The organism is Sinorhizobium medicae (assembly GCF_007827695.1).
In the GTDB taxonomy this organism is placed as follows: domain Bacteria; phylum Pseudomonadota; class Alphaproteobacteria; order Rhizobiales; family Rhizobiaceae; genus Sinorhizobium; species Sinorhizobium medicae.
Window position 1 is genome coordinate 1 of sequence record NZ_VITA01000045.1, and the last position, 13,081, is coordinate 13,081.

The 13,081-nt window shown below is 55.8% G+C and carries 10 protein-coding genes and 2 pseudogenes; 9 read left to right on the forward strand and 3 right to left on the reverse strand.

The window, feature by feature from the left end; genetic code table 11:
* The 6 genes from FB009_RS33040 to FB009_RS31890 all read left to right on the forward strand — a co-directional run.
* Nucleotides 1-225, forward strand: a 225-nt coding sequence (locus FB009_RS33040) for a hypothetical protein (protein ID WP_210247455.1), incomplete at its 5' end; no start/stop codon positions are given.
* A 235-nt stretch (nucleotides 226-460) separates the two neighbouring features.
* On the forward strand, nucleotides 461-1,384 hold the full coding sequence (thyX, locus tag FB009_RS31870) for an FAD-dependent thymidylate synthase (RefSeq protein ID WP_318889470.1): 924 nt from the start codon (nucleotides 461-463) through the stop codon (nucleotides 1,382-1,384).
* Entirely contained in the window at nucleotides 1,377-2,759 is a 1,383-nt protein-coding gene (locus FB009_RS31875; protein WP_234888315.1) for a DNA methyltransferase, read from the forward strand. Before thyX ends, FB009_RS31875 begins: the two co-directional genes overlap by 8 nt.
* Nucleotides 2,760-2,771: 12 nt before the next feature.
* A complete protein-coding gene (locus tag FB009_RS31880) occupies nucleotides 2,772-3,719 on the forward strand; it encodes a phosphoribosyltransferase-like protein (protein ID WP_153423780.1) in 948 nt (315 codons plus the stop codon).
* 3 nt (nucleotides 3,720-3,722) lie between these two features.
* A complete protein-coding gene (locus FB009_RS31885) occupies nucleotides 3,723-5,723 on the forward strand; it encodes an ORC-CDC6 family AAA ATPase (RefSeq protein WP_145162699.1) in 2,001 nt (666 codons plus the stop codon).
* Nucleotides 5,716-6,654 (forward strand): hypothetical protein, encoded by a 939-nt coding sequence (locus tag FB009_RS31890; protein WP_145162702.1) that lies wholly within the window; start codon nucleotides 5,716-5,718, stop codon nucleotides 6,652-6,654. The genes FB009_RS31885 and FB009_RS31890 overlap by 8 nt, the downstream gene beginning before the upstream one ends.
* Before the next feature lie 27 nt (nucleotides 6,655-6,681).
* On the opposite strand, the gene FB009_RS33565 is transcribed toward FB009_RS31890, so the two are convergent.
* Both FB009_RS33565 and FB009_RS33570 read right to left on the reverse strand, forming a co-directional pair.
* Complete coding sequence (locus FB009_RS33565; protein WP_153423782.1) at nucleotides 6,682-8,025, reverse strand: hypothetical protein; 1,344 nt, start codon at nucleotides 8,023-8,025, stop codon at nucleotides 6,682-6,684.
* 135 nt (nucleotides 8,026-8,160) lie between these two features.
* Nucleotides 8,161-9,223: pseudogene (locus tag FB009_RS33570) on the reverse strand (RHE_PE00001 family protein); the annotation flags it as partial.
* Between the two features lie 269 nt (nucleotides 9,224-9,492).
* On the opposite strand from FB009_RS33570, the gene FB009_RS31905 reads away from it, so the two are divergent.
* From FB009_RS31905 to FB009_RS31915, 3 genes are all read left to right on the forward strand, one after another.
* A complete protein-coding gene (locus FB009_RS31905) occupies nucleotides 9,493-9,750 on the forward strand; it encodes a type II toxin-antitoxin system VapB family antitoxin (RefSeq protein WP_186447696.1) in 258 nt (85 codons plus the stop codon).
* Entirely contained in the window at nucleotides 9,747-10,148 is a 402-nt protein-coding gene (locus FB009_RS31910; protein ID WP_011970304.1) for a type II toxin-antitoxin system VapC family toxin, read from the forward strand. Before FB009_RS31905 ends, FB009_RS31910 begins: the two co-directional genes overlap by 4 nt.
* A 91-nt stretch (nucleotides 10,149-10,239) precedes the next feature.
* Entirely contained in the window at nucleotides 10,240-11,415 is a 1,176-nt protein-coding gene (locus tag FB009_RS31915; protein WP_145162717.1) for a site-specific integrase, read from the forward strand.
* Nucleotides 11,416-11,887: 472 nt separating this feature from the next.
* Here FB009_RS31915 and FB009_RS34045 read toward each other — a convergent pair.
* A pseudogene (locus FB009_RS34045) lies at nucleotides 11,888-12,187 on the reverse strand (non-homologous end-joining DNA ligase); the annotation flags it as partial.
* Between the last annotated feature and the right edge of the window lie 894 nt (nucleotides 12,188-13,081).

Here is a 13,081-nt window from a genome sequence, read left to right on the forward strand (position 1 = left end):
ATCTGCTCTTCCGTAAATCTCTGCTTCTTCATGCGTCCGTCCTTCAATAGGCCGGACTCTAATCCAAACTGGAGGAAATTACCCGTGGCAGGTCAGGATCTCTACGAGATGGCGCCTACCGCGGGCATATCGCGCTTTGGTTCTGGCCGAGGTTTGTCTGAACTGATGGGACACGATCCTACCATCAAATATGTTCGCGGGACGCGAGAACCCGATGATATTTGAGAAGGGCGGCGCGTTCTGTAGTTTTTGCTGGAGAATACAGCATCGTACGAAAGGCGACTTTGTGGGATAAATCGCAGCCATGCTCAACGCTCTCGGGACCCCAGAAAGGGCGATTTCTGGCTTTTGAAGTTCCGTTTTATGCTCGTGCTTCGCAAGGAAATTCGGTCGGGTCGATTGTCGCCGAGCCGATTTCACATTAGTGGTAGAGCGTTGACGGCTACCGTACGAGGATGATTTGGCACAGGAAAATGATCTTGATCACGGCCTTCGAGATAACTTGGAAGCGACATACCGTGCCGTCTCTACTGGTATGGAGCAAATTCTCCATAAATCGATACCGGTACTCGATCATGGCTTTATTCGCGTCGTTGACTACATGGGTAACGATGCCGCAGTCGTGCAGGCCGCCAGAGTATCCTATGGACGAGGCACCAAGAAGGTTAGCGAAGATCGCGGCCTTATTCGATACTTAATGCGCCACTCACATACGACGCCATTCGAAATGGCTGAAATCAAAGTTCACGTCAAACTGCCAATTTTCGTGGCACGGCAGTGGATCCGGCACAGAACCGCCAGTGTGAACGAGTACTCTGCTCGATATTCCATTCTCGATAAGGAATTTTACGTGCCGGATGCTGCCAACTTGGCAGCGCAATCGGCTGACAACAAGCAGGGTCGAGAAAATGCGCCCCTCGCTGACAACTCTTGGGTGCTTGGTCTCCTTCGTGACGAAGCTGAGCGCAGCTACAGCGGATACAACTCGCTACTTAATATTTCTGAAGATGGCGCGAGCCTTGAAAACGGCCGAGTCGGAATTGCACGCGAGCTAGCTCGCATGAACCTCAGTCTCAATTTTTACACGCAGTGGTACTGGAAAACCAATCTTCACAACCTGTTGAACTTTCTGCGGTTAAGAGCGGACCCCCACGCTCAGTACGAAATCCGTGCTTACGCGGAGAAACTTTTGGACATAACAGAGAAGTGGGTCCCACTGACTTTCGAGGCATTCAAGGAATACAAACTTGGCGCTGTGACTCTGTCGGCTTCAGCATGGCAGGTTGTTAGGGCCCGCCTTGCCGGAAAGTCTATATCATTCGAAGAGAGCGGTCTCTCGCAACGCGAGTGGACGGAACTGATGACCGCGCTTGAAAATGAATGAGTTCTCCTGCTCACTCCACGCAAGACCTCTGACACAATCCGATCGGGTCGCGGATGAGGTCGCGAAAGCTACCGCGCACGTCCGGATCCGCGATCTTCACACCTGGAATTTCGATGCAGATCTTCGCAATCTGGAGGAAGTATACGAAGCCAGCGGTTTACCGGTCACAGTCAATTTTCGCACGCTTGTGCCGCTTGGGTCGGGCGTGGATAGGGCCACGCATCTGTTTCACTCGTATCCGGCGAAGCTGCTCCTCAATATCCCATTGTTCTTCATCAACTGCACGAAGTACTCTTCGCCAAATGATGTGGTCTATGACCCGTTCTCGGGATCTGGGACTGTTCTCGTTGAAGCACTGATGGCTGGCCGGCGCGCTCTGGGCGCAGATGCAAATCCGCTGGCGAGGCTAATTGCGACAGCTAAGACGACGCACATCAGCTCTGACTTAATATCCACTGCTTTAGACACGGTCCTGTCCAACGTGGACCATAATCGTCAGGTCCCTTTCACTACCGCGATCAAGAAGGATATGTGGTTTTCTGAGGAAGTTGCGCTATCGCTGGGGGCGCTGCTTTACTCAATACGGAGCCACACCAACGGCGCCGTACTGGCATTTATGGAGGCTTGTTTTTCGGCTTGCGTGAAGCGCCTCAGTGTCAGCGATCCGAGACTTTCAGTGCCGGTTCGTTTGAAGGGTGATGCCCTTGAAAAGCACGTTCTCAACTCACCTAGCGTCATCGACCATTTTGCCAAGGTTGTGGGAGCCAACTCTGCCCGCCTAGCAAAGATGCCAGAGGGGTGCAGGTCGGTAATTTACACCGATGCCCGGCAACGTCACTCGGACGGGGATGTTCAAGCGGACCTAATTATAACCTCACCACCCTACGCGGGAGCCCAAAAATACATCCGCGCCTCATCTTTGAGCATTGGATGGCTGGGAATGGCTCCTTCTGACCGGCTTCGTGAGTTGGAGAAACTCAATATTGGTAGAGAGCACTTTTACAAATCCGACTACAGCGTCGAAAGTGTTTCGGTCGTTCCAAGCGCACAAGAGGTCCTCTCGAAAATCAAATCCATGAACTCACTTCGCTCGCACATCGCAGATACCTATCTTCGCGAGATGGATGATGCCGCTGAAGCAATAATCTCGCGGCTTCGACAGAACGGCCATCTCGTTCTGGTTGTCGGAGACAATATGATTTGCGGTCACAACTTTCCAACGAGTCAGTTTGTGAAGGATATTTTTAACAGCAAGGGTCTGACGACGTCATTGGAGCTTGTGGACGATATACGATCACGAGGCTTGATGACAAAACGCAATAAGACCGCTGGGACCATCGAACGAGAACATGTGATTGTTTTCCAAAAGCGCTGAGAGGAAAGAATTTTGCGGGAGGATATGTTTGACGCGCTTCTCAAAAAAATCAAGCAACTGACTGAGACAGCCTGGTACGGAAAAGTTCTAGAACCTGACGTGCGCCATTGGCTCGAACAGTTTGAAGCGTCTGCAGCTGTTGAAGACGACGAACAGCTCCAAGCCTTGTTCCTGCTTTCGAATTTCGTCTACTTTGGTCAACGCGAAATCAGAGAGCTTCTTCGATCCCTATATAGAGATCTTTTCAAGACGCCGGCCCTCCATTCAATACGGCGAGCTCACGGTGATACGAAAGACATTGGCGTTCTCAACCATCAATTCAACGTCCACCTGAGCAAGACCAGGTTCTTGGGCATGGGCAACCCGTCGGAGAGCGGGGTACATCTTCTCTATTATTTCCGGCAAGAAAACCAGTTGAATAGCAATCACTTCATTAATACGCATGAGATATTCGCAAGAGATGCCAAGGCCGGCTCCCCAACTTTACGCATTCGCCATGCAGAGATTACTGATTATGTATTCATTGATGATCTTTGCGGGTCCGGCACCCAAGCTGCTGAATATTCGCAGGACATCATTGATCCGCTCCGAGCCCTTAATCCTACCCTCAAGGTTCACTATCTAGTCTTGTTCGCAACCCAACGCGGATTGGAGTTCATCAGAAGCCTTGATCGATATGACACGGTCGCGGCCGTGTACGAGCTCGATGACAGTTTCAAGGCACTTGAGCCGGAGTCCCGCATCTTCAACGCCGCAAACGTGGACTTCGACCGCGAAAAGGTGAAGGCCACCTGTCAGAAGTACGGCGCGCGACTTTGGGCGGGGCATCCCCTTGGATACAAAGACGGTCAGCTCCTTATCGGCTTCAATCACAACACGCCCGACAACACTCTACCAATATTCTGGGCTGATGCCCCATGGCGTCCCATTTTCAAGCGCTACCATAAGAATGCGAGCTAGTTCATGCAGCCTGTACGAAGAAGAAACCCGTTCGGAATTACGAAAGCGGTCGACCTCGACAACGAGCAGATTGAGCAGCTTTGGGTCGAGATGGTTATAGACGATAGCCGAATTAAGCCTGAGTTTGATCATCCCGCCTCACCAATGCCCACATACATTCTTGGAGCGAAGGGCAGCGGAAAAACCCATCTGATGCGACACCAGTCCTTCGAGCTACAAAAGCTTCGGTACGCTGCAGCTGGTAAAACCATTTCTGATGGCTTACGCGATGACGGATACCTGGGCCTCTATGTTCGGTGCAGCGGTCTTCATTCCAACCGGTTTTCTGGAAAACGGCAATCGGACGAGGTGTGGTCACAACTGTTCTCGTTCTATCTCGAGCTATGGCTTGCGCAGCATGCATTACGGCTTCTCTGTGAGGTCCTAGCGACCGAGAATGAGCAAATTCACCGTGACATAACGGCAGAGATTATAGCTCTTCTGGATAAGAAACCTGCCGAAAACATCGAATCGCTCTCTGAGCTATCTGCTTTCTTTTCCGAACAGCAGAAGAAGCTCGACTATGAAATCAATAACTGCCTCATAACGGGCGTTTTGAAGCCTGACATAATTCTTACTGCAGGAAATATCATTTTTGGCATTCCAAAAATCGTTTCAGACAAGATTTCATTCATGCGCGACGTATTGTTCGTCTACGCGATTGATGAATTCGAAAACTTGACTACGTCGCAGCAGATTCACGTTAATACAATATATAGAGAGCGAGAGCCTCCGAGCACATTTCGAATAGGGGCTCGGACATACGGAATCAGAACATACGGCACCAACAGTGCGGGCGAAGAGAATATCAAAGATTCTGAGTTCACCGAGATCCAACTCGATTCCAAGTTGCGTGAACTCGAGACCCAATATAATTCGTTCAGTCGCAGCCTTGTGACTAAGCGGCTGACCCAGCTTGGTGGATCTGAAGCAGATCAATTAGAACAGTACTTCACCAGTTTCGATGCAAGTTGGCGCAGCGCTGATTGGCTCGAAGTCGTGTACTCGGAACCCGGTGAAAGACCGCACTTTAAAAACCTTGAACAGCTTGTGACAAAGAACCTAGGCGACCTGAGCTATCCCGACGTTCTACACGCCTTCTCAAAGCCAGACAGCCCAGTGCTAGAGAAATTGAACATCATGCTGTTCATGCAGGACTGGGCGAAGGGGCGCGATCTCAGTGCATCATTCGTTCGCATCTCGTCGGAAATGAATTCGTTCCTCAAGGGTGATTCTGATGGGGACCGATACAAGCAGGCCCTCGGCCACTATGCCGGCGATCTGTCGGCACAGCTCCTTCGAGAGGCAAGGAAACCACAGTATTACGGTGGTATTGATAACTTCGTCCGCATGTCCGCTGGCATTCCGCGAGCGCTTTTGACGATTTTGAGATCGGTATTTGAATGGGCGAGTTTTGCGGACGAACGGCCTTTTGAAGGCGGGCTGATATCCCTTCGCTCTCAACAGAAAGGCGTGTTGGACGCATCTGATTGGTATTTCAGCAACATGCGAAAGGCTGGCCCAGATGGGATCGTAATTCAGGCTGCAGTGGAGCGTCTGGCCAACATTTTCCGTATTAACCGCTTTTCCGATAAGCCTGTCGAAATCTCCCTCTGTAGCTTTAGTGTCTCGGAGCGTGAAGTGAGTGACGAAGCCCGCCGGGTGCTGGGCCTAGCGGAGGCGAGAGCGTTTCTTCATCGCATCCCGGGAGGTCAAAAGGAGCGCAATTCCGAGGACGTAACTGCGAAATTTCAATTAAGCCCGATGCTGGCCCCGCGCTGGGATCTGCCGCTATCGAGGCGAGGTGTCCTGACGTTCTCAGCCGAACAATTTAACGCAATTTTTGATGCTAGCCGAGATGAGCAGTATCAGCAGTTACTTTCGGATTGGCGATCGAAAGTGAACGCGCCGTTCCGGCGAGCACCCAAGAAGACGGGTGCCCAGATCGGATTGTTCGATGATTGATTACACCTATCAGTACAAGACTGTTCTCGACCTCCGTGCTGTCGGTAGCACTCCGTGGGATATTTTCATTTCAGCATTCAACCCGTCAGATCGGGTTCTCAAGGTGTTTGAGGAGGTCCGCGCCGCGAAGAAGTACTGGTTGGTTCACCACGAGTACGGCCTCTCCCCTAACGACGCGCCGGATGGTGCATTCATTTCCGGTGCGTCCCGAGAAGACGACTTCATCCTGGAGTTCTTTACGAGCGTACTGCAACACGTTGATATTCTCGGCGCGCGAATTTGCATTGACGTGACCGGCTTCATGCGGCCTCACATGATATATCTGATAAACTATTTGCGCGTCATCGGCGTCTCAAGCTTCGATGTCATCTATACCGAGCCCGGCCATTATTCCGGCCACGACCGGACTAGGTTTGCGAGCGAGCTAGTTCACGATGTTCGTCAGGTCGCCGGCTATGAGGGCTACATCAACAACGTGACCGAGAACGATCTTCTCGTTATCGGAGCAGGCTACGAAGATAGTCTGATTGCCGAGGTTGCAGAGGAGAAAGGCAAAGCCCACAAAGCTCTGATTTACGGTCTGCCATCACTACAGGCAGACATGTATCAGCAGAACGTCCTCAGAAGTTACGCGGCGGCAGATGCTCTCGGCGATGTAGCTGAGAAAGTATTCGCGCCTGCAAGCGATCCATTCGCTACCGCTACAGTACTAAGCGAGCTGCTAGAACGTGAGGAGGCAAAGAAGCCGATTACCAACTTGTTCCTATCGCCGCTCTCCACAAAGCCCCAAGCGCTTGGGTTTGCCCTTTTCTATCATCGGGAATGCGCCACGCGCGCAGCAAGTATCATTTATCCGTTCAGCGATTCCTACTCCATCGACACGAGCAGCAGGATTGGACGCATTTGGAAATACGAAATCGAGCTTCCCTGACAAGGTGCCGTTCCGGACGAACGGAATTCACGCCCGATAATCGACGCTGATGTCGGAGCCCGGATATTCAGCTTCGACAAACTGCGCCAGCACCGCTCTGCCCTCGATGAAGTATCCCAAATCCCTTCGTAAGTCCTCGGCTTTCTTGAGGACTTCGTCAGACCATTCGAGAGTATCTATTAGGACGAAGTCTTCGGAGCTACCCTTTGAACCGGCCGCATCCAATCCGACACCAACGATGAACCTCTTCTCCGGCAACACCGCCTTGGCGGCAATGCACCTCGCACGCAGGGTCATTGCTCTGTCTTTGCGATAATGGTCGTAACGCGATGGAGCTGCGCCTTGCCCTATATAGAGAACGTAGGTGACGTCGGACTGACAAGAAGGAAGCAGAGTTCCAATTGCCGCGTCTTTCGCCCGATTCGCTCGATCAATGATGAGCTTGGCCAATACACGTCGGGAGAAGCGTGACTCTCCAGCGAGGATTCGCGCCATACTTTCGTATTCGGGTACGGTCAACTCGTTGCCAGTCTCCAGCGTCCCATCGATAAAACGACCGGTTACCCGCTCGATAAGGTGATCCCAAAAGTAGCTCACCTGGTCTTCTTTCTGACCTGCGCGAAAATTAACATCGGCAGACACCTTCGGCCAAAGATCAGGCTCGATGACATATTGCTCGGTTTCGTTGGGGAAAGATCTGTTGTGCCAAAGGTAGCGAGCGAGCAAATCTGTCTCAGCTTCTGCAGACACGAACACGCCATCCCCCAAGAGCTTCGATCGCGCATTAAGATAAGCAACAAAGTCAGACGCAGTGGAGAGTTGTTTTACTACGACAGGAAGGCTTTCTTCATCAAACACATGCACCCACCCCCGCGCATGGCTCAGGCGCCCGATGGTCAATGGCTTTTTTCCGTCTTTGATTGCAGGCTCTATGCGAAGCGACGGTCGCCCAAACTTCTCGCGAGTTATGGCACTTGCTCCTAAAGCGACACATATCCGATGAAAAATTGCCTCTTTCGGGTCAGGCAGATCGATCGGAAGCCTCTGCGAACACTTGGCATCGAGGTAAATCTCGTCTGGCTGTTCGGAAATCCAGGTGATCGCGCTTTCGATTTGTGCCGCGGAATGTGCGATGGATTTTTTGTACCATCTTTTCCAGTTCAGCTCATCATCCTCAGCGGTGCCATAAGTACAGTTTTTGTCGGAGAAAACGAGAACATATCTTCCGAATACGACCAGCAGATCGCACAGCTCTTTTCCCGGCTTCGAGAAAAGATTCGGATACGTCCATAACTGCAGAAACGACCCGTTACAGAGGTCGGCAAGAACTTTCTCCGATTCGGTGAGGCCGCTTGCTTTGACGAATTTCATGTCCTGAACATTGTTGGAAATATCGCCATTGTAAAGTATCGTGGTACAATTGGCACAAGCTAAACCACTCCCCACTCCCCACTCCCCACTCCCCACTCCCCACTCCCCACTCCCCACTCCCCACTCCCCACTCCCCACTCCCCACGCCCGAAACCTCCCCCGCCCCGTCATCTTCCGCAGTCCCCAGTTCCTCGACAATCCTAAGCGCCGCCCGCGGCGTGACGCCGCGCGTTTCGGCAATCATGCCGGATGTGACCAGCGGCCGGGACATCACCAGTTCGATCAGCTCTGGCAGTTTCGACGACGTCCGCCGGCCGATCAGCCGCCGCTCCATCATCTGCCGCGCAAGCGTCAGCCGGTCATGTTCCTTCCAGCCCGAGCTCGGCCGCCGCGATCAGTCCGTCGCTCAGCGCCGCAAGACGGGTGTCGCGATGACGATGCCGGCGCCGCTCGAAGGGGATGGAATTTCGGGCCCAGGTTGACGGTGGCAAGATGCGCGTTGGTCGTGACACCCGCCTGGCGCAGGACCGCAGCGGAGAGCAGCCGGCCGAGCCAGGGCGCGTGTTGCAAGACCTGCAGCTCGTTCCAAGCGTCGAGTGCAACGATCGCCCGCAGCACCCGCGGCAGACCATAGGTCTCTTCGAGCGCTGCGCGCCATTCGTCGAGCCGTTCGTCCTCCTCCCAGTCGAGATCGTAGACCAGCAGATCTTTCTCCCGCTCGGTCCGCCGGCCCGCTGACTTCACGTCGGTGATGGCCGCTTCCGAGCGCGCCAGAATTGCGTCGATTGCCACCAGTTGCTTTGCCAGGGGATCGGCGGGATAGATTTCGGGACTATCCCCCTGCCCTCCTCCGCTCGACTCAAGCGCGACGTTCGGCTCGGGGTCGCCCGTTGGTTCGGCGTCGTTCGCCGAGATGTCTGCCGCGTCGTCGGCCAGCTGGCCGCGCAGGCTGCGCAATCCATCGGCACTGAACGCCAAACCCGCAGACTGCGATGCGATCCGCCGGCGGGTTTTTAGAACGTCGCGGGCGATGGTGAGCTCGTGGGTCGGCGCGCGAACGTCGGCGCCGGCATCGTGCAGCACCAGGTCCTCGAGGTGGACGAGCTCGCCGTCGATCCACAGCGAGGCGCAGGCGTCGGCAGACTTGGCTCGTTCGATTCCATCTAATTGCGACTGGTGAGCGGGCGATCCGCCCGTCGGACGCCCACCATAGATCCCGGCGTGCAACGGACCCCCAGCAGCACTGGACAAAGCAGTTTAGGAACATTTAACGATATGAATTAACACCTGAAATCCTACAAGCGGAAGTTAAATCAGACTACGTTTCCGTCATCCGGACAACGATGTCTCCACACTTTCACTATCGATAGGGCCCCAGTATCGATAGTTAGCCATCTGAAGGTGATTTTCTTGCCATCTGAAGCCGAAATCGCTATTCTTCGATGGGATTTGATCGAGGAAACGAAAATGTCCGAACCGCAACTGTCCGTCCGCAGCAGCAAGGCCCGGGATCTGGCGCACGCGCTGGCGCGCCGCACGGGTCAGCCGATCAACAGGCTCGTCGAGCAGGCGCTCGAGCACTACGATCTGGAACTGCGCCAGCAGTCTGCCCGGACGCCGATCGATGTCCTGTCGGATTTGATGACCGATGGCCGGCGCTCGGTCCCGGCCGGCACGACCTCCGCGCATGACGATTTCTACGACGAACACGGTTTGCCGCGATGATCGCCGTCGATACGTCGGTCATTCTGGCGATGGCGCTGGCAGAGCCGGAGGCCGAACGATTCACGGCGTTGGTCGGACGAGAGTCGATTGCGATCGGCTGGCCTACGCTGCTGGAGGTGCGTATGGTGCTAACAGGAAAAGGCTTCCCCAACTCTTCCGACATTGTCGATCAGCTTGTCCAGTTGCCCAACGTCGCGGCGATTGCTTTCGACGAGGCGCACTACCGAGAAGCGGAAAGAGCGTTCGACCGCTTCGGTAAAGGTCGCCATCCGGCCACGCTCAACATGGGCGACTGTTTTTCCTATGCTGTTGCGAGGATCGCCAAGGCGCCGCTGTTGTTCAAGGGGAACGATTTTGGCCAGACCGACCTGAAAATTCACCCGGCCTCATCCGGCTGAGGGTCACGGTCGACGTCATCGCGTAACTCCTTTTTCCGGAATATACGGATGTTCCGTAATTTTTTACCCAAGAGCATTGGAGGTGCGCACCGTGGTCGATAATCATAGAGCGGCCTATTCAGACAGCCCAGCGGTCCACCGACGCGCCGAAGAGCTCGACGCGCTCGACGCCATCCTACCGTTCGACCGACGCGACCAGCTCGCCGCGCTGCTGACCGACGACGATGTCGCGACCCTGAAACATCTCGCGAGCGAAGGCATGGGCGAGAACACGCTGCGGGCACTCGCCTCCGATCTCGGCTATCTCGAGGCCTGGTGCCAGCTTGCCACCGGTTCCCCCCTCCCCTGGCCGGCGCCGGAAGCACTGCTCCTGAAGTTCGTCGCCCATCACCTCTGGGATCCGGTCAAGCGCGCCGAGGACCCGGCCCACGGCATGCCGGCCGAGGTCGAGGCCGGATTGCGTGCCGAACGCCTGCTGAGGGCCGACGGACCGCACGCGCCCGGCACGGTGCGGCGCCGGCTGACCTCCTGGTCGATCCTGACCCGCTGGCGCGGTCTCACCGGCGCCTTCGGTGCGCCATCGCTGAAGAGCGCGCTGAGGCTGGCAGTCAAGGCGAGTAACCGGCCGCGCCAGCGCAAGAGCAAAAAGGCAGTGACCGTCGATATCCTGGCGAAACTGCTTCAGGCTTGTGCTGGCGATCGGCCGGTTGACCTCCGCGATCACGCGCTGCTCCTCACCGCCTTTGCCTCCGGCGGCCGTCGCCGCTCGGAAGTGGCGGCTCTGCGCGTCGAGGATCTCGCCGACGAGGAACCGGTCCGCGCGGATCCCTCCGACAAGACCTCCCCTCCCCTGCCCTGTCTGTCGATCCGCCTCGGCCGCCCCAAGACGACGACCGCCGATGAGGACGCACATGTGCTGTTGATCGGCCGTCCAGTAGCTGCCCTGAAAACTTGGCTGGCTGAAGCGCCAATCAAGGACGGCCCGGTGTTCCGGCGCATCGATCAGTGGGGCAATATCGACCTGCGGGCGCTGACGCCGCAGTCTGTCAATCTGATCCTGAAAGCGCGCTGTGAACAGGCCGGCCTCGATCCGGCGCTGTTTTCGGCGCACGGCCTAAGGTCCGGCTATCTGACCGAGGCGGCAAATCGTGGTATCCCGCTGCCCGAGGCGATGCAGCAGTCGCTGCACAAATCGGTGACCCAGGCGGCCAGCTACTACAACAACGCGGAACGAAGGAATGGGCGAGCGGCCCGGCTGATCGTCTGAGCGTGACTCGGCGCCGAACAATGCATCGCCTCGCCGCTCCAACGACGGCCATTCTCCCGCTTCCGCCTCCGATATATCGAGCCGGTCAGCGGCCGATGCTGCCCTACCCCAGGCTTCGGCCCGCTGCATCAGCGACGCCATCTCTGTGCTCGGCGTTCTGACGAGGATCGTAGAAGACGCCGATCGCCTCGCCGGCGGCTGTTGTTCCGGGACACGATCTGGCTGAAAAAGCCGGCCGTCATCTCCTACACCAGCGCCCGTCCACCGGCGGAAGCGCTCACTCTCCGCGACCGCCAATCCGATGACGTCTGAGGATCGATACAATCACTTATCTTGCAAGAAAGGCCGCAGCGATCTCGTCGAGAATGACGACTGGTCCATTCGTGTCGACGCACGACCATGACCGCAAGGCTCGGGTCACCCGACGACCCTCCGGCCGGCTCCGCCGGATGATCGGCCGCAGGTGGACATTCCTGGCTGCCGCCTCGATCGCCGGGAAGCGATGCGTCCAGTCATGCCCCCCGGGGCGTCAGAACGCGCATGCGCTGCTGCTCAATGTGAAGATGGAGGCGATAGCCGGCGTTTGATTTCGTAGATCCAAATCCGGTCCCTTTGGCGATTTTGGCTTGCGCCGGGCGAGGCACGGCTCCACGCGCTCAGGTATCGGATCGAGCTGAAGGCTCGACTGCGCGAGATCTCGACGCTTGCGCGGGCTCGATCGAACCGGCGCGTCGGCATCACTGAGGAGAGGCTCGGATGGAAGCTTCGACATGGAGCGGCTTGACCCTACGCTGTACTTTGCGCCATCTCATATGTAGCTCGGGCGAGAGCTTTCCTTAGTCATTGCAGGGCATCGAAACCTAACCAGTAGAGGATGGCGCATGGCCGAAATGATCGGCGAAGACATGGACGCAGGCTGGGGTTAAAAGGCGCGCTACGCGTGAGGAAACGCGAGGGGCTGAAGACCATACGCGCCCGCGCTTGGAGGCATGGTTTGAGTATCGTCACCCTCGTGGCAACGAAGGGGCGGCAGCCGGAAGGTGGCCGTCATGTTCATGCCGGACGCGAGGCCGCCAACGGCGATGACAATTAAACGAGAGAGCCGGTGGGAAGCCAAGGATCCGCGCTCGGAACTTAATATTTCATGTCTCGGGCCGTCTTGCGTCCCTCCTGATTCGCATTTCGCTTATCCACACGGCACGCCGAGTTGCTTTGCTCATCGCCCGCGCGGCATGCCTGCTTTGTTTGCCGTGAATCCTGACGCGTTTCTTGTTTGACGTCACGCCCTGCGCGGCGTTGTTGTCCTTGGTCTGTCGCCCACGATGTTCCCGTCAAACTCGCGGGAAACATCGTAGCCACCGTAGCGGTGAATATAGCTTTGAATTGAAGCATTGTCCGTCCTCCGGTTGAAGGTTTTCTCGCAGCTTAGAAACCCCAGCTTGCGAGTATTTCTGGACGTTCAGCGGTATTCGCGATCATTGCGTGTTTCGGCGGAAGTATCCAGGTTTCCTACTCATGCACCCCTGCCACGATTGTGACATCAGTGCTCTGGCGGCGAGTTAATGCCGCCATGCAGCGCGACAACCAAGATGAGACGCGCATTGCCTCGCCGAAACTGTTCCCGAATATTCAACCGTTGCCTCACATAATTTGCTCCCTACCGAGG